Origin of the sequence: Amycolatopsis arida (assembly GCF_900115565.1) — a bacterium.
In the GTDB taxonomy this organism is placed as follows: domain Bacteria; phylum Actinomycetota; class Actinomycetes; order Mycobacteriales; family Pseudonocardiaceae; genus Yuhushiella; species Yuhushiella arida.
This window is the reverse complement of sequence record NZ_FOWW01000008.1, coordinates 174,472-190,595: the sequence shown is the minus strand read 5'-3', so window position 1 is coordinate 190,595 and position 16,124 is coordinate 174,472. Positions and strand designations below refer to the sequence as shown.

Below are 16,124 nucleotides of genomic sequence, written 5' to 3'. Positions count from 1 at the left end.
CCCGCTACCCGTGCAGGTCGACGACCACCGGGGCGTGGTCGGACGGCGCCTTGCCCTTGCGGGCCTCGCGGTCGACGTAGGCGTCCCGTACGGCGTCGGTGAACCTCTGGTTGGCGTAGACGAGGTCGATCCGCATGCCGTTGTTCTTCGGGAAGGCGAGCTGCCGGTAGTCCCAGTAGGTGAAGGGGCGGTCGTACTTGAGCGGCCGGGGCACGACGTCGGTGAGCCCGGCGTCGCGCAGCACGGCGAGGGCCTTGCGCTCGGCGTCGGTGACGTGGGTGGAGTTGGTGAACAGCGAGATGTCCCAGACGTCGTCGTCGGTAGGAGCGATGTTGAAGTCCCCGAGCAGCGCGAACGGCCGGTTGGGGTCGGCCTCGGCGAGCACGGTGGCGTGCAGTGCTTCCAGCCAGCGCAGCTTGTACGCGTAGTGCGGGTGGCCGGGCTCCCGCCCGTTGGGGACGTACACCGACCACACCCGGACACCGGCGCAGGTCGCCCCGACCGCCCGTGGCTCCACGACGCCCTCGTAGGCCGGCTGGTCGACGAGGCCGCGGGTCACGTCGTCGAGGCCGACCCGGGACAGCACGGCGACCCCGCTCCACCGGCCGCTGCCGTGGCAGGCGACGGCGTAGCCCAGCTCGCCGACCTGGTCACGGGGGAAGGCGTCGTCGGCGCACTTGAGCTCCTGCAGGCACAGCACGTCCGGTTGGGCGGAGGAGAGCCAGGCGAGCAGCCGGGGCAGGCGGGCGCTGATGGAGTTGACGTTCCAGGTCGCGATCCGCATACCCCGACAATCCCACACACCACCACGTATAACGATCTATACGCCACCGCTGTGTTCGCCGCCCATGTCGCCGTGTTCGCCGTTCCCGTCGCCGTGTTCGCCGCCCGCGTCGCGACGTTGGCTGTGGAGGTCGGGGCGTTGGCGGTTCGCGTCGCCGCGTTGGCCGTCGGTGTTCCAGGTCGAGCCGGGCTGGGTCGTTCAGCGTCGCCGCGGGGTGTCGCCCAGCTCGCGGGTCTTCGTCAGCAGGAGGTCCCAACCGGCGGGGACGGCGACGACGTGGGGTTCGCTGTCGCGGTCGGCGGTGACGTGGACCAGCCAGCGGCCGGTGTCGAGGTCGACGAAGGTCAGCGGGTGCGTGGTGGTGCGGCGGTGGTCGAGGCCGCCGCGGCGGCCGGCGCTCACCTGGCCGGCGGCGTGGCGGGGCCGGGCCAGCAGGTCGAGGACGCGTCCCGCGTCGCCGCGGGGCAGCGGGCCGTCGGGGTCGGCGTCCCGGATGTCGCGCAGCGGCGCGGACAGGGACGTGCCGCGTGCCTGGGGCCAGTCGGGCAGCTCGGCGAGCAGGGTCTCGGCCAGTGCGTCGGGGCGGGTGGGGTGGAGCAGGACGTTGCCCGAGGCCGGTACCAGGCAGGCGAGCACGGCGTCCCGGTGGTCGGCGGCGACGTGCAGCCGGTAGCGCAGGTCCGGCTGGTCGACGTAGGCGAAGAGTTCGGTGGCCGCGGCGCAGAGCAGCCGCACGGTGCCGGTGAAGTCCTCGCTGGGGTGGTCGCCGTCCCGGAGGCCGTGCTGGTCCAGGGCGTCGAGGACGTGCCGCCAGCGGGCGGCGGCGGTGCCGTCGTCGCGCCAGGTCGGGGTGGGCGCGAGGGTGGGTGGCAGGGCCAGCTCGAGGCGTTCCGCCGTCGCGGCGAGGCAGTCCCGCGGGAGGAGGACGTCCTTTCGCAGGAGTGTGCCGCTATCTCTCACTTATCTCTCACTGTCGGGGCGGTGCTCGCCGATCACCGGTGGAGTGGTGCGGTCGGCCGGGCCGAAGAGCGCGTCGGGGTCGGGTTCCTGGAGGTAGTCCGGCCGCTGGTGCTCGGTGTCCTCGCCGCCACGGCCACGCCCGGCGGCGCCGGCCATGGGGGCCATGCCGGCGCCGGGCCGGCCGGTCGCCGGGGCGGCGGCCGCCGCCGGGCCGCCGCGGGCGACACCGCCCTGGCCGGGCGGCGCGGATCCCACTCCCTTGCCCTGCCCGAGGTTCGGCCCGCCGCCGGGGTTGTTGCCCGGGGCGCCGCCGGTGGTCCCGCCCGCCACGCGGGGGCCGGCCGTGCCGGGGTTCCAGCCGGCCCTGCCGCCGCCGCTGCCCGGGACGCCGGGCGCCGGCCCGCCGGAACGACCCGGCAGCAGGCCGGGGGTGCCGAGGTCGCCGGCACCGTGCCGGGTGCGGGGCAGGTCGGTGGTGGGTGTGTGGCCGGTGCCGGTTCGGGTGTCGCCCGGGGTGCGGGACGGGGTGGTGCCGGTCGAGGCGGTGTGGGTCGAGGCGGCGGGCGCGAGGCCCGGCGGTACGGGCTGGGATCCAGGTCCGGGTTGTGGTGCCGGTCCCGGTTGGCCGACGGTGGGGCTCGGCGCCGCCGTGTGCACGGGGCCGCCGGTGTGGCCGGCGACGCGGGTGCTGTCGCCGACGCCACCGCCGACGGCCGGGGGTGCGGTGGTGTGGACGCCGCCGCCGGTGCCGGGGGTGCGGACGTCGATGTCGCCGCCGCCAGGCGGTAGCCCGAGTTGGCCGTAGTCGGTGGGCCACCGGGCGGAGTTGTGGGTGCTCTGCCCGTGGTAGAGGTGGTAGTTGTCGACGACCTGCTGCGCCCTGGCGTTCCAGGCCTCGATCTCCTCGTCCCGGCTGGTGAGGAACGGCAGGTTGTCGCTGAGGAAGGTCTCGCCCGGCGGCGGCCCGGGGCCGTCGCCGATCTTGTTCTTCAGGTCGGTGAACGAGCTGCCCTGGCCGGTGAGGAGGTTCTGGGCCTCGGCGAGGTGCCCCGCGGAGACGTCGGAGGCCTGGACCAGCGGTCCGGCGCCGGCGTGGGCCTGCCCGGCCGCGGGGCCCTCCCAGTGGCTCTCCATGGCGGCCCGCAGGCGCTGGACCTTCTGGGCGACCCTCTCGTGCTCGCCGGCCATCTCCCGCGCGAGGTCGGCGGTGCCGTACAGGCTCTCCGGCCCGGCCCCCGACTTCACCCGTCTGACGATCTCCAGCGCGTCCATCTCACCCATCACGCGCCCCCCTCCATCGTCGTGATCGCCATCTCGGCTGCCTTCTTCACCACCGGGCAAGGGTCACCGTAGTGCGGGGAGTCCCGTTCGAACCCGGAGAACACCTTGAGCAGCACGTCATCCCGGACCCCCACGCTCAGTCCACACGCGCCGTACGAGCGCCGGTCAACCTGATCGGCGAACACACCCGGATAGCCGTTGACGTCCACCGGTTCGAAGTACGGCATCGGAAGCTCGGCATGTGACTGGTACGTGCCGGAGAGCCCGCCGCCGCCGACTGTGATGAAGCTGATCGTGAACAATCCTCCGCCGGGTTGGTCCCACTCACACCGGGGACCAATCTTGTCGGCGGTGTCGGCCTCTGGCGAGCTCAGTCCTGCCAGATCGCTGGCCTGTTGCGGCGTGAGCATCGCACACGGGTCCGCGAGAAATTTCGTGACGTCGACCGGGTCGTTGACCTTCGGCGCACCATGAGACGGAAGCTGCGTACCACGCTCGGAGCTCGGGACCGCGGAGGAATCAGGAGTGGGCACTGCCGACCCCGATTCCGAGCATCCTGCCGTCAGAGCGGCAGCGACCAATGCTGCCGCTAGCGTGGCTCGTGCGCGCATCATGTGTCCGGTCCGTGTCGCCCGACCGCGTCTGCCGCGGCGCTGTCCTGGCCTTCGACCTTGGTGATGGCCTTCTTGAGGGCCTCGACGTATGCGGTGGCGTACTGGTACTGCTGGTTCACGCTCTCCGTGTACAGCCGTGCATGTCGGCGAACGGCCTGGATTTGCAGGTTACTGGCGTCCTCGTCTGCCGGCGGTCGGGCTTCCGCAAGACGTGCGGAGTTGCCAACGAGTCGTTGGAGATCGTCGCGGGCTTCCTCCCACTGGGGGAGGAGGGCGCGCATCTCGTCGGTGCTCATCCGGAAGCCGCCGCTGGCGGCGCTGGTGCGGGCGGCCATGTCGGCCATGTCCTGGGCCAGGAAGGGTAGCCCCGCGGGCCCGAACACGCCGGACCTGGCGACCTTCTCGAAGGCACTCTCCGGAGCGGTGTAGCCGGGGGGCGGGTCGGCCGGTGGCTGGCCCTGACTGGTTCGCACGTCGCCGGTGGTGGGCAACGGCAGTGGTGGCGATCCGGGTGGCGGGGCGCTCGGCGGCGCCGTGACCTCGTCCGGTGTCAGTCCGTATTGCTCGGACACGACGTATTACCCCCTGTAGCGAGCTGGTTGCGCACCTTGCAAGCTATCAGACGACCACGGAAGTGGGAGCGGTTCCTGGTCCACTCGGGGGAACATTTCGACCGACAACGATCGGGTCGGTGGGCCGCCGGAAGAATACGGCCCACCGACCCTCCCGAGACACCGCTACGGCACGCGGATCTCGTACAGCCCGCGGCCGAACGTCGCGGCCACCATCCGGTGGTTGCGGCCGTCGTACTCGATGTCGTCCACCGGCACCATCGGCATGCCGCGGCCGAGCCGGTGCCACCGGCCCGGCACCACCGCGTGCCCGACGAACACCCCCTGGTCCGTCGCCACGTAGAGGATGCCGCCCAGCCCGAGCACCACATCGTTCACCGGCGCGTTCGGCAGATTGCCGGACAGGTCCCGCCACGTCCCGCCACCGTCCCGGGTGCGCAGCACGTGCGGCAGCTTCGACCCCGACCGGTATCCGGACAGCGTCACGTACGCCGTGCCCGGGTCGTGCTCGGCCACGGCGATCCGAGTCACCCACGGCTGGTTCTCCAGCACCTTCCGCCAGGTTTGCCCGAGGTCGCGGGTCACCCACACCCGCCCGTCGTCGGTGCCGACCCAGATCGTCTTCGGGTCCGCCTTCGCCGCGGCCACCGTGGTGATCGTGCCGTACGGGTAGGCGTCCTGGCCGGGCCCACCGGTGAGGTCGGGGCTGATCGGCGTCCACGTCACGCCGCCGTCGGTGGAGCGGTTCAGCCGGTTGCCGCCGTAGTAGAGCACCGACGGGTCGTTCGGGTCGAACTGCACCGGCGTGAACCAGTTCCTCCGGTCGGCGGTCGTCGCCGGCGTGAAGAACGTCATCGTGTCGCCACCGTCGGTCGACCGGAAACAGTTCCCGTACTGGTAGCAGGCGAACACGTTGTCCTTGTTCCGCGGATTGATCAGGTTCTCCTCGCCGTCACCGCCGAGGTATTCGTTGAACCGCGGCCCGCCCCACGACCGCAACGACCCGTTGTCCTGCGTTCCACCGGAGATCCGCGACGGGTCCTGCGGTGTGATCGCCGCGCTGTAGAACTGGGTGTACGGCTCGTGCTCCGCCTTCACCCAACCGCCGTGCCCGTCGGCGTCGGAGCGGTACACGCCGCCGTCGTTGCCCAGGTACACCCGCGCCGGGTGACGCGGGTCCCACACCATCGCGTGCTGGTCCACGTGGATGCTGGTGGAGTCCGCGGTCCAGGTCTGCCCGCCGTCCTTCGACGTCATCAGCGGCACCCCGGCCACGTGCACCTGCCGGGAGTCGTCCGGGTCGACCCAGATCTTGCCGAACCACCACCCGAACGACGACTGCGAGCTCACCAGCTCCGGCGGCGCGGGCAGCCGGGTCCAGCTGTCGCCGGCGTCGCCGGAGGTGTAGAAGCCGGCGAACGGGCCGGCCGTGGAGTTCACGATCGCGTAGAGCCGCCCCGGCTCGGAGGCCGAGACGCCGATGCCGATCCGCCCGACGTCGGGCCCGGCCTCGGGCAGCCCGCCGCCCAGCCGCTGCCAGGTGACACCACCGTCGGTGGACCGGAACACGCCCGACCCGACGCCGCCGTAGGTCCGCTTCTCCGGCGTGCGCCGGTGATCCCACAGCACGGCGTACACCCGCCGCGGGTCGGCCGGGTCGAACCGCACGTCCGCGGCACCGGTGAACTCGGTGGCCACGTCCAACGTGCGCTGCCACGTCGCGCCGCCGTCGGTCGACCGGTACACGCCGCGGTCGCCGCCGGGGGAGTACAGCGAGCCGGTCGCGGCCACCAGCAGGTGCCGGTCGTTCCGCGGGTCCACCTCGACGGCACCGATGGCGCCGGAGTCGCGCAGCCCCAGGTTGGTCCAGGTGCGCCCGCGGTCGGTGGACCGGTACACCCCGGTGCCCTCGTAGGTGATGCTGCCGCCGCCCGGGTTGGCCTCGCCGGTGCCGACGTAGATCGTGCCGTCCGGGGCGGTGGTCACCGCGCCCATGGCCTGCGTGCCGTCCTCCGGCCACGCCGGCGCGAAGGTCCTGGCCGCGTCGGTGGACACCCACAGCCCGCCGCTGGCCGCGGCCGCGTAGACGGTGTCCGGCCGGGTCGGGTCGAGCGCGAGGTCGACGATCCGGCCGCCGATGTTGGTCGGCCCGGCGAGCGTCCACCGGCCACCGACGCTGGGGATCCGCTTCGCCTCCTCGGCCGCCTGGGCGTGGGCGTGCCGGGGCAACGTCTGCCCTGGCAGGGTCTTCTGCAGGAAGCGGTGCTCGGCCGGGGCCGAGGGGCCGCGGACCGGTCGGTACTCGCCCGGCTGGCCGGTTCCGGGTGGGTCGGCCAGCGCGGTACCCGAGGTGGCGAGCAGCCCGGTCGCGATGCCCAGGATGAGGGCGGCGGACAGGCGGCGGCGTCGGCGCATGGGAACTCCCAGGGGTGAGGTCGGAGAGCCTGGCGCGGACGCTATTGCCAACCGGCCACGCCCGGTACCCGCCTTTCGGAGCAGTTCGTCCGATAAAGCCCCGCGCCGGGCTGTCGGAGCCGGGCCATAGGCTGGATGCGTGGCTGACCCGTCGACCTACCGCCCGTCACCCGGCAGCATCCCGGACGCCCCCGGGGTGTACAAGTTCCGCGATGCCACCGGCCGGGTCGTCTACGTCGGCAAGGCCAAGAGCCTGCGCGGCCGGCTGAACTCCTACTTCGCCGACCTCGCCGGCCTGCACCCGCGCACCCGGCAGATGGTCACCACGGCGGCGAGCGTCGAGTGGACGGTGGTGAACACCGAGGTCGAGGCGCTGCAGCTGGAGTACAACTGGATCAAGGAGTTCGACCCGCGGTTCAACGTCCGCTACCGCGACGACAAGTCCTACCCGGTCCTCGCGGTGACCCTGCCGGAGGAGTTCCCGCGGCTGCACGTCTACCGCGGGCCGCGCAAGCGGGGGGTGCGGTACTTCGGCCCGTACGCGCACGCCTGGGCCATCCGGGAGACGCTGGACCTGCTGCTCCGGGTCTTCCCGGCGCGCACCTGCTCCAACGGGGTGTTCCGCCGACACGGCCAGATCGGCCGGCCGTGCCTGCTCGGCTACATCGACAAGTGCTCGGCGCCGTGCGTCGGCCGGGTCAGCGCCGAGGAGCACCGGGCGATCGTGGAGGACTTCTGTGACTTCCTCGCCGGCCGCACCGACCTGATGATGCGCCGGCTGGAGAGGGAGATGGCCGAGGCCGCGGAAGCCCTGGAGTTCGAGCGGGCGGCCCGGCTACGCGACGACCTTGGCGCGCTGCGCAGGGCGATGGAGAAGCAGGCGGTGGTGCTCGGTGATGGCACCGACGCCGACGTGGTCGCCTTCGCGCACGACGAGCTGGAGGCCGCGGTGCAGGTGTTCCACGTCCGCGGCGGCCGGGTGCGCGGGCAGCGCGGCTGGGTGGTGGACAAGGCCGAGGAGATGGGCGTCGCCGACCTGGTGGGGCAGTTCCTCGCCCAGTTCTACGGCGAGCAGGCCGACCTCGCCGAGGCGGGCGCGGACAGCGGCCCGGCCGTGCCGCGCGAGGTACTGGTGCCGGAGCTGCCGCCGGACGCGGACGCGGTCACCGAGTGGCTGTCCGGCCTGCGCGGCGGCAAGGTGCGGCTGCGGGTGCCGCAGCGCGGCGACAAGCGGGCGCTGGCCGAGACGGTGGAGCGCAACGCCAGGGAGGCGTTCGCCCAGCACAAGCTGCGCAGGGCCAGCGACCTGACCGCCCGCTCCGCGGCGCTGGCCGAGCTGCAGGACTACCTTGGCCTAGACTCGGCGCCACTGCGGATCGAGTGCGTGGACATCAGCCACATCGCCGGCACCGACGTGGTGGCGTCGCTGGTGGTGTTCGAGGACGGGGTGCCGCGCAAGTCGGAGTACCGCCGATTCGCGTTGCGGGAGGCCGCGGAGGAGGGCGACGTCGCCGCGATCGCCGAGGTCGTGCGCCGCCGCTTCCACCGCTACCTCAAGGAGACCGCCGGCACGGAGCCGACCAACGGCGACAGCCCCGGCAACGGGAATGGCGGCGACAACGGCGGTGACGTGGACGGGGGTTCGCGCCCCGGCATCGACCCGGCCACCGGGCGCCCGCGCAAGTTCGCCTACCCGCCGAACCTGCTGGTGGTCGACGGCGCCGGCCCGCAGGCCACCGCCGCCGCGGACGTGCTCGCCGAGCTGGGCGTCACCGACGTGGCCGTGGTGGGTCTGGCGAAGCGGCTGGAGGAGGTGTGGCTGCCGGCCGACCCCGACCCGGTCATCCTGCCGCGCACCTCGGACGCGCTGTACCTTCTGCAGCGGGTGCGCGACGAGGCGCACCGCTTCGCCGTCCGGTACCACCGGGAGAAGCGGTCCAAGCGGCTACAGGTGTCCGCTTTGGACGGCGTCCCCGGTCTCGGCCAGTCCCGCCGGACGGCGTTGATCAAGCATTTCGGATCGGTGCGGAAGCTCAGGCAGGCCAGTGTGGACGAGATCTCCGCGGTGCCGGGGGTGGGTCGACGCACCGCGGAGGCCGTGTACACGGCGCTGGCCGGGCGGTCCGGTGAGGAAGGGGAGTCGGGCGCGTGAGTGAGAGCGCGACGGGTGAGCAGGACGCCGGGCGGGGCACCGGGATGGAGGTGGCCGTCGTCACCGGGCTGTCCGGTGCCGGGCGGAGCACCGCCGCGAAGTGCCTGGAGGACCTCGGCTGGTTCGTGGTGGACAACCTGCCGCCCGAGCTGATCGCGACGATGGTGGAGCTCGGGGCGCAGGCCCGCGGGGCGATCACCAAGGTCGCCGTGGTGATGGACGTGCGGTCCCGGGCGTTCACCGACGACCTCGCGTCGGTGATCAAGGACCTCGACGCGCGCGGCTACAAGCCGAGGGTGCTGTTCCTGGAGGCCACCGACGCGGTGCTGGTGCGCCGGTTCGAGCAGGTCCGCCGCGGCCACCCAATGCAGGGTGACGGCCGACTGCACGACGGCATCACCGCCGAGCGCAAGCTGCTGACCCCGCTGCGCGAGGAGGCCGACATGGTGCTGGACACCTCCGCGCTGTCGGTGCACCAGTTGCGCGCCAAGATCGAGGACGCCTTCGGCACCGAGGCCAGCACCCAGACCAGGGTCACCGTGCTGTCGTTCGGCTACAAGTACGGCCTGCCGATGGACGCCGACCTGGTGATGGACGTGCGGTTTCTGCCGAACCCGTTCTGGATCCCGGAGCTGCGCGACCACACCGGGCTGGACGGCGACGTGCGCAACTACGTGCTCACCCAGGAGGGCGCGGAGGAGTTCCTCGAGCGCTACCACGAGCTGCTGCGCCTGGTCGGCGCCGGCTACCGGCGGGAGGGCAAGCGGTACCTGACGCTGGCGGTGGGCTGCACCGGCGGCAAGCACCGCAGCGTCGCGCTGTCCGAGGAGCTCGCCCGCCGACTGTCCAATGAGGACGGCATGGCCGTCAAGGTGGTGCACCGGGACCTGGGTCGGGAGTGACGGGACGGGTGCGAGCCGTCGCGCTGGGCGGCGGCCACGGATTGCACGCGACGCTCACCGCGTTGCGCCGGATCACCCCGGACGTGACCGCGGTGGTCACGGTCGCCGACGACGGCGGCTCGTCCGGCCGGTTGCGCCGCGAGCTGGGGCTGCTGCCGCCGGGTGACCTGCGGCAGGCGCTGGCCGCGCTGGCCGCCGCCGAGGACGGCGGCACGCTGTGGTCGGAGGTGTTCCAGCACCGGTTCGGCGGCACCGGCGCGCTCGCCGGGCACGCGGTGGGCAACCTGCTGCTGGCCGGGCTGTTCGAGGTGCTCGGCGACCCGGTGGCCGCGCTGGACGAGGCCCGCCGGCTGGTCGGGGTGTCCGGGCGGGTGCTGCCGATGTGCCCCGAGCCGCTGGAGATCGAGGCCGAGGTCACCGGGCTGGAGCAGGGCGCGGTGAGCCACATCCGCGGGCAGGTCGCGGTGGCCAGCACGCCGGGCCAGGTGCAGCGGATCACCCTGCACAACCCGCTGCGGCCGGGCGTGCCGCCGGTGGCGTGCCGGGAGGCGGTGGAGGCCGTGCTCTCGGCCGACGTGGTGTTCCTCGGTCCGGGGTCGTGGTTCACCAGCGTGCTGCCGCACCTGCTGGTGCCCGAGCTGCAGGACGCACTGGTCCGTACGAGGGCCACCCGGGTGGTGATCCTGAACCTGATCCCCCAGCCAGGTGAGACGGCGGGCTTCTCACCCGAACGGCATCTGGACGTACTCTTCGAGCACGCTCCCCGGCTCCGGGTCGACGCGGTGATCGCCGATCGGAACTCCGTTCCGACCCCGGCGCGGCTGCATCACGCGGCCGAGGAGCTCGGGGGTCGTGCGCATCTGGGGGACGTCTGCGCGGCGGGGGCCGTGGGGCGGCATGATCCGGATGCGCTGGCGAGCTGCGTGCGAGAGGCTCTCGGTCTGCACCGAGAGCGGTAGGGAGGGGTTAGCCATGGCGATGACGGCCGCCGTGAAGGACGAACTGAGCCGGCTGGAGATCACCAAGCTCGGACCGCGCCGCTCGGAGGTGGCGGCCATGCTCCGGTTCGCGGGGGGCCTGCACATCGTGGGCGGACGGGTCGTCGTGGAGGCCGAGCTGGACACCGGGTCGGTGGCCCGCCGGCTGCGCAAGGAGATCCACGAGCTCTACGGGCACCACTCGGACGTGCACGTGATCACGTCCAGCAGCGGATTCCGGAAGGGCACGCGGTATGTCGTGCGGGTGGTCAAGGACGGCGAGGGGTTGGCGCGGCAGACCGGGCTGATCGACCAGCGTGGGCGACCGGTGCGGGGGTTGCCGGCGGCGGTGGTGTCCGGCGGGATCGCCGACGCCGAGGCGGCGTGGCGCGGAGCCTTCCTGGCGCACGGGTCACTGACCGAGCCCGGCCGGTCGTCGTCGCTGGAGGTGACCTGCCCGGGGCCGGAGGCGGCGCTGGCGCTGGTCGGCGCGGCCCGCCGGTTGGGCATCCAGGCGAAGTCGCGGGAGGTGCGCGGCGCGGACAGGGTGGTGGTCCGCGACGGCGACGCGATCGGCGCGCTGCTCACCCGGCTGGGGGCGCACACGAGCGTGTTGCAGTGGGAGGAGCGCCGGATGCGCCGCGAGGTGCGTGCGACGGCGAACCGGCTGGCGAACTTCGACGACGCGAACCTGCGTCGCTCGGCGCGGGCGGCGGTGGCGGCGGCCGCGCGGGTGGAGCGGGCGATGCAGATCCTCGGCGACACGGCGCCGGACCACCTGCTGGCCGCGGGAAAGCTGCGGCTGTCCAACCGGCAGGCGTCGCTGGAGGAGCTGGGCCAGCTCGCCGACCCGCCGATGACCAAGGACGCGGTGGCCGGCCGGATCCGCCGGCTGCTCGCCATGGCCGACAAGCGGGCCCGCGACCTGGGCGTCCCGGACACCGAGTCGGCCGTCACCGCCGAGATGCTCGAGGAGACCGTCTAGCCCGGATTCGTGCTCGAACGCTCACCCGTGGTGCGGATGCGGTGGTCGGGCATCGGAAACGTCGGTGCCCGCTACCGCTGTGTCGTGCCTTCGGGTTTCCCTCGCCGAGTCGCTAGGGGTTCCGCCTGTAACGCAGCACCGTGTGGGTGGAGAAGTCCTCGTCCTCCTCGTCCTCCTCGGCACGGGAGGTCGCACCGCTGGTGCCCTCCTTCTCGGCCGGCGGTGCGTCGGTGTCCCTCCGGCACCCGGACTCGAGGACGTCCTGGTAACCCAGGTTCACCACGGCGTCCTTCGGGGTGATCCGACCGGCGGCGAGCTCGGCGGCCAGCTCGCGCCGGTCCTTGTCCCCCGAGTCGAGTGCGGTCTCGATGGCCTCCTCGAGGAACGTCCGTGCCCGCTGGCGCAGCTGCTCGACCCCGCTCGCGTCGGCGTTCCCGTGCTCGCTCATGTCATCACCTACTTCGCGTGCACCGGGTGCACGTACCGCTTGAGGCTCTCCATGTCACACGGCGGTTCGTCGCCGAGATGCGCGGTGGTGCGCTCCTTGGTCAGTTCCTGGAACGCCGACATCCGGTCAGTGATCATGTCCCAGGTGTCCCTGATCAGTTTCACCACCTCGGCGGCCTTCCCCGACGCGACCAGGTTCGCGAGCTTGGCCACCCCGATCCCGACGACGGTGTCGAGCAGCGCGTTGACCAGGCTGTTCACCGTGTCGTAGGTCTCGACCAACGCCCGGGTGACGTCGCGGTAGAACGGCACCAGGTAGTTGTCGTAGTACTCGTCGCCCTCCGCGTGGGTGGCCTCCTCGACGCGGGCGAAGTAGCCCTGCGCGGTGTCCGCCGCCACACCGTGCCAGTACCACTCCATCCGCCGGCGCAGCCCGACGTTGGAGCCCATCGTCCGGGTCGCCGCGCCGGTGGCCTCCCAGACGCACGTCGCCTCGTACCAGGCGTGCCAGTCCCCGCCGAGGTAGCGGACGATGACGGCGAGCGGATCGACGCCGCAGATCTCCTCCAGGAGCTCGCGGACCCATACGGTCAGGCCAAGGTGGTCCATGAGCCAGCGGGCGTCGCCCACGAGTTGGTCCTGGCGCAGGTCGTAGTACTCCTCCACGCTGGGGGCCGTGCGTTCGTACTTGCGGACCACGTCGGCGGGGTCCCGGTTGTCCTCGAACTTCCGGTACACCTCGAGCGGCTTGTCCTTCCTGATCTCGCCCCCGCCGCCGGTCGGGTAGTCGCGCTCGTGATCGCCGGCGAGGTGCCGATCGAACTCCGCCGCCACCTCCTCGTCCGTCGTCTCGTAGTACGTGGCGGCGCGGTCCAGGTTCTCGGCGCTGTCCTCGGCCACCTGGACCATCGTGCCGAGGCGCTCGTTCGCCCGCATCAGGTGCATGAGGTGGACCTTGGCCAGCTCCCGGTACACCACGTAGACGTCGAAGGTGCCGCGCGGCACGAACGCGACACCGACCTCCGGCCCGCCGTTCGTGATGTACTTCTTCAGGTCCGTCGCGTGACCCGCGTAACGCTTCAGCAGCTGCGCGTACGCGCGCAGGGCGTGCTCGTCGACGTCGAAACCGCTCATCTCTCCTCCGCGATCGTGCCGTCGGAGTGCCGATGCTCGTCGCTTCCCCGCCGGGTCACCAGGTCTTTCGAGCAGCGTCGAACGACGCGCGCCCGCCGGTGGACCGCACCGGGTCGCGGAAAGCTCAGTCGACGATGGCGGCGTAGGCGAGGACCTTGGTGATCCGTGCCCGCACCAGGTATTCGCCGGGCACGGCGTTGCGCCGGCCGTACTCCTCGGCGCGCTCGGCGCCCATGTAGCGCCCGGCGATCGCGGTGGCCCAGCGGAGCATCTCGTCGAGGTCCTCGGACAGCCGCGCCTCCGCGGTGAGCTGCACGAAGGAGTACGGCGGCCGCGGGTCGTCCACGCACAGCGACAGCCGGGGGGCGCGGCGCAGCGCCCTCCCCTTGACCGAGTCCCGGCCGGTGTTGAACACCAAATCGTCACCATCGAGCAGGAACCACACCGGCGTCACGTGCGGTGTCCCGTCGACGCGGGTCACCCCGAGCTTCCCGGTCCGCGTCCCCGCCGAGACGAACTCGCGCCACTCCTCCCCGGTCATCGATCGCACAGGGCCGACCGTACCCGGGCGCCCCGCGGCCGCAACGGCTACCGTTGCTCGCTGTGCACGACGACGACCAGACGCCCGTCCCCGTGGACCGGGTCCCGATCGATGACGGCCTCACCCGCCGGCTGAAGGCGCTCGCCTGCACCGCGCCGCTGCACGAGCTCGACGCCCGCAAGGGCAAGCTGGACTGGGCCGACGCCACCGTCTACCAGATGGCCGAGATCGCCCTGCACACGATCGACCAGGTCACCATCGCGATGGACTTCGACACCGGCGCCGACCACCAGCAGGTGATCAACCGGCTGCTGCCGTTCGTCGCCGCGCAGGCTCCGCACCGCGGCGCCGCCGAGCACACCCGCGTCGCCCGCTGGGTGCTGGACAACCTGATCAACGTCGGCACCACCGACCGCGGCTTCCGCCGGGTGTACGGCAGCGTCGACGACTCCGGCGCCTACCGCCGCCGCGCGTTCGACTTCAAGCTGCTGGTCGAGCTGGCCGCCCCGGACGGCGGGGTGTACCTGCGGGCCACCGACGAGGCGATCAACGTCCTGGTCGGCGCGCTGGACACCGACGTGGAGTCGGCGCAGGTCGCCGCCGAGGTGAAGCTGGAGAACCTGATCAACAGGGGCCGGCTGGCCGACGCCAAGCTCGCCGCCGAGCAGGCCCGCTACCGCACCGTGCAGTACGGCGAGACGTTGCGCGCCAAGCTCGACGCCACCCGCCGGGACGTGCGCACCGTGGACTGGGAGCGGGAGGTGCCGGAGCTGATCGACGCCGCGCTGGCGCACATCGAGTCCCGGTTCCGCGCGGAGACGGCCATCCTGCGCAACATCACCGCCGCCCGCGACGAGGCCGAGGACCCCGACCGCAAGCGCCGCGCCGCCGAGCTGGTCGACATCGTCGCCGACTGCGTGCGCCGGCACACCCAGCTGCAGGCCCGGTTGCAGCGCGCCGGCGCGGTGTTCCGCGCCGAGCAGGACCGGCAGCAGTTCTCCGGCCCGCCGCAGCGTGCCGCGATCGACCTGTTCGGCCAGCTGCTCAACCCGACGCTGGGGTTGCCGGTGGCCGACGCGGTCCGCCCGGTGGAGTCGTACTTCCGGGCCGCCGCCGGGTTGTCGGTGTCGCCGGTGCCGCTGCTGCCGGCGCTGGTGTCGGTGCTGCTCCGGCCGGCGCCGGAGCGGGAGCACCTGGTCGGCGAGGTCCCCGAGCCGGAGCTGGTGCCGGCCGAGGACACCGACCGCTACACCGACGAGCAGTGGCGCCGCGCCGACGAGCTGCTCGACCTGCCCGAGGTGCCGCGCCGGCTGTCCGGCCTGCTCGCCGAGGCCCGCGCGCTCGATCCGGGGCTGCCCCGCCTGGTCGCGCTGCGGGCGCTGCACGCCTACGGTGCCGAGGTCGGTGCGGCGGTGCGCCAGGGTGACCGACAGGTGCTGCTGGCCGTCGACGACGGCACACGGCTGACCGACCCGGAGTTCGGCGGCGCCGACCTGCTGCTGACCTCGGCGCGGATCACCAGGGACGACTCGGCGGACGACAGGGAAGGGGCCGCATGAACACCCTGGACGTGGAGTCGGCGGCGCGGCTGGTGTCGTTCGGGATGCGGCCGAAGCTGCTGCCGTCGCGCGACGTGGTGTACGCCGAGCTGGTCCGCCGCTACCAGGAGGACAGCGCGTTCAAGCAGCTCACCCACGCGGTCGCCGCCGGGTTGGGCCTCATGGTGCTCGACGTTGGGCCCGCCGCCGGCGCGGTGCTCGCCGCGACCGACGAGTCGGTGTTCGAGATCCGGATGGACGGCTACGCCCGGCAGGCCAAGATCCGCGAGCGCCGGGAGACGGAGAAGGTGCTGCACGGCGTGATCCATCTGGCCACGGCCGCGCTGGCGTACCCGCGGCCGGACGACCTGGCCAACGACACCTACGTCGGCAGGGTCAGCGTGGAGCAGGTGGACGGCATGGTCCGGGAGGCGTGCCGGGTGCTGGACGAGCGCGCGGCCGCGGCCGAGGCGAACAACGACCCGCTGGCCTCCTCGCCGGAGCTGGAGCAGGCGTGGCGGGTGTATGCCCGCCGCCCGGCGGCCGCGGCCACCAAGGACGGGCGGCTGGCCGCCGACACCACCCGCGGCATGGTCGCCCGCGCCCTGCGGTTCCTCACCGACCAGGGCTTCCTGGTGGCGGTCAGCGACGAGCAGGGTGGCGTCTACCGGACCACGCCGCGCTACCAGGTGCAGGTGCGGGAGTTGGCCGCCGACGCGGCGTTCGACGACCTGCTCGCGCTCGGCGTGGTGTCGGTGGCCGACGGCACCGGGAGCCTGCGCGACGCCCGGCCGGAGACGCTGTAACGGGGGGAGAGGGGCG

General features: G+C 72.7%; 15 protein-coding genes. 6 read left to right on the top strand and 9 right to left on the bottom strand.

Annotated features, from left to right (window positions below; translation table 11 throughout):
- Positions 1–4 precede the first annotated feature (4 nt).
- From BM051_RS21715 to BM051_RS21690, 6 genes are all read right to left on the bottom strand, one after another.
- Positions 5–784: an exodeoxyribonuclease III gene (locus tag BM051_RS21715; protein ID WP_092533500.1), complete on the bottom strand. Its 780-nt coding sequence runs from the start codon at positions 782–784 to the stop codon at positions 5–7.
- Between the two features lie 198 nt (positions 785–982).
- Positions 983–1,744 carry an ESX secretion-associated protein EspG gene (locus BM051_RS21710; protein WP_092533497.1) on the bottom strand — a complete coding sequence of 254 codons (762 nt, stop codon included), beginning with the start codon at positions 1,742–1,744 and terminating at the stop codon, positions 983–985.
- Positions 1,745–3,025 carry a PPE domain-containing protein gene (locus BM051_RS21705; RefSeq protein ID WP_092533494.1) on the bottom strand — a complete coding sequence of 427 codons (1,281 nt, stop codon included), beginning with the start codon at positions 3,023–3,025 and terminating at the stop codon, positions 1,745–1,747.
- Entirely contained in the window at positions 3,025–3,636 is a 612-nt protein-coding gene (locus BM051_RS21700; protein ID WP_243859709.1) for a DUF3558 domain-containing protein, read from the bottom strand. Before BM051_RS21700 ends, BM051_RS21705 begins: the two co-directional genes overlap by 1 nt.
- A complete protein-coding gene (locus BM051_RS21695; protein WP_134046287.1) occupies positions 3,636–4,211 on the bottom strand; it encodes a hypothetical protein in 576 nt (191 codons plus the stop codon). The genes BM051_RS21700 and BM051_RS21695 overlap by 1 nt, the downstream gene beginning before the upstream one ends.
- Positions 4,212–4,376: 165 nt before the next feature.
- Positions 4,377–6,626 carry a WD40/YVTN/BNR-like repeat-containing protein gene (locus BM051_RS21690; RefSeq protein ID WP_092533485.1) on the bottom strand — a complete coding sequence of 750 codons (2,250 nt, stop codon included), beginning with the start codon at positions 6,624–6,626 and terminating at the stop codon, positions 4,377–4,379.
- Between the two features lie 139 nt (positions 6,627–6,765).
- Here BM051_RS21690 and uvrC point away from each other — a divergent pair, with 139 nt between their 5' ends.
- From uvrC to whiA, 4 genes are read left to right on the top strand one after another with little or no spacing between them, the layout of a single operon-like run.
- Complete coding sequence (uvrC, locus tag BM051_RS21685; protein WP_092533482.1) at positions 6,766–8,778, top strand: excinuclease ABC subunit UvrC; 2,013 nt, start codon at positions 6,766–6,768, stop codon at positions 8,776–8,778.
- Between the two features lie 44 nt (positions 8,779–8,822).
- A complete protein-coding gene (gene rapZ / locus BM051_RS21680; protein WP_092533839.1) occupies positions 8,823–9,680 on the top strand; it encodes an RNase adapter RapZ in 858 nt (285 codons plus the stop codon).
- A gap of 8 nt (positions 9,681–9,688) precedes the next feature.
- Positions 9,689–10,639 carry a gluconeogenesis factor YvcK family protein gene (locus tag BM051_RS21675; RefSeq protein ID WP_092533836.1) on the top strand — a complete coding sequence of 317 codons (951 nt, stop codon included), beginning with the start codon at positions 9,689–9,691 and terminating at the stop codon, positions 10,637–10,639.
- A gap of 13 nt (positions 10,640–10,652) precedes the next feature.
- On the top strand, positions 10,653–11,642 hold the full coding sequence (gene whiA / locus BM051_RS21670; protein ID WP_092533479.1) for a DNA-binding protein WhiA: 990 nt from the start codon (positions 10,653–10,655) through the stop codon (positions 11,640–11,642).
- A gap of 112 nt (positions 11,643–11,754) precedes the next feature.
- On the opposite strand, the gene BM051_RS21665 is transcribed toward whiA, so the two are convergent.
- The 3 genes from BM051_RS21665 to BM051_RS21655 form a co-directional block, all read right to left on the bottom strand.
- A complete protein-coding gene (locus BM051_RS21665) occupies positions 11,755–12,090 on the bottom strand; it encodes a hypothetical protein (RefSeq protein WP_092533477.1) in 336 nt (111 codons plus the stop codon).
- Positions 12,091–12,098: 8 nt separating this feature from the next.
- Positions 12,099–13,223: a hypothetical protein gene (locus BM051_RS21660; protein ID WP_092533475.1), complete on the bottom strand. Its 1,125-nt coding sequence runs from the start codon at positions 13,221–13,223 to the stop codon at positions 12,099–12,101.
- 124 nt (positions 13,224–13,347) lie between these two features.
- Positions 13,348–13,764, bottom strand: a complete 417-nt coding sequence (locus tag BM051_RS21655) for a PPOX class F420-dependent oxidoreductase (RefSeq protein WP_092533473.1) — start codon at positions 13,762–13,764, stop codon at positions 13,348–13,350.
- 62 nt (positions 13,765–13,826) lie between these two features.
- Between BM051_RS21655 and BM051_RS21650 the strand changes: the two genes are divergently transcribed.
- Positions 13,827–15,323 (top strand): hypothetical protein, encoded by a 1,497-nt coding sequence (locus tag BM051_RS21650; protein ID WP_243859685.1) that lies wholly within the window; start codon positions 13,827–13,829, stop codon positions 15,321–15,323.
- Positions 15,320–16,108, top strand: coding sequence for a hypothetical protein (locus BM051_RS21645; protein WP_092533471.1), 789 nt, complete (start codon positions 15,320–15,322; stop codon positions 16,106–16,108). The genes BM051_RS21650 and BM051_RS21645 overlap by 4 nt, the downstream gene beginning before the upstream one ends.
- Positions 16,109–16,124 lie beyond the last annotated feature (16 nt).

Bases quoted from the DNA above. Each gene is read 5' to 3' on its own strand.
- BM051_RS21690 (WP_092533485.1), bottom strand. From the start codon at position 6,626: ATGCGCCGACGCCGCCGCCTGTCCGCCGCCCTCATCCTGGGCATCGCG.
- BM051_RS21655 (WP_092533473.1), bottom strand. From the start codon at position 13,764: ATGACCGGGGAGGAGTGGCGCGAGTTCGTCTCGGCGGGGACGCGGACC.
- BM051_RS21700 (WP_243859709.1), bottom strand. From the start codon at position 3,636: ATGCGCGCACGAGCCACGCTAGCGGCAGCATTGGTCGCTGCCGCTCTG.
- BM051_RS21645 (WP_092533471.1), top strand. From the start codon at position 15,320: ATGAACACCCTGGACGTGGAGTCGGCGGCGCGGCTGGTGTCGTTCGGG.
- rapZ (WP_092533839.1), top strand. From the start codon at position 8,823: ATGGAGGTGGCCGTCGTCACCGGGCTGTCCGGTGCCGGGCGGAGCACC.
- BM051_RS21660 (WP_092533475.1), bottom strand. From the start codon at position 13,223: ATGAGCGGTTTCGACGTCGACGAGCACGCCCTGCGCGCGTACGCGCAG.
- BM051_RS21665 (WP_092533477.1), bottom strand. From the start codon at position 12,090: ATGAGCGAGCACGGGAACGCCGACGCGAGCGGGGTCGAGCAGCTGCGC.
- BM051_RS21705 (WP_092533494.1), bottom strand. From the start codon at position 3,025: ATGGGTGAGATGGACGCGCTGGAGATCGTCAGACGGGTGAAGTCGGGG.
- BM051_RS21715 (WP_092533500.1), bottom strand. From the start codon at position 784: ATGCGGATCGCGACCTGGAACGTCAACTCCATCAGCGCCCGCCTGCCC.
- whiA (WP_092533479.1), top strand. From the start codon at position 10,653: ATGGCGATGACGGCCGCCGTGAAGGACGAACTGAGCCGGCTGGAGATC.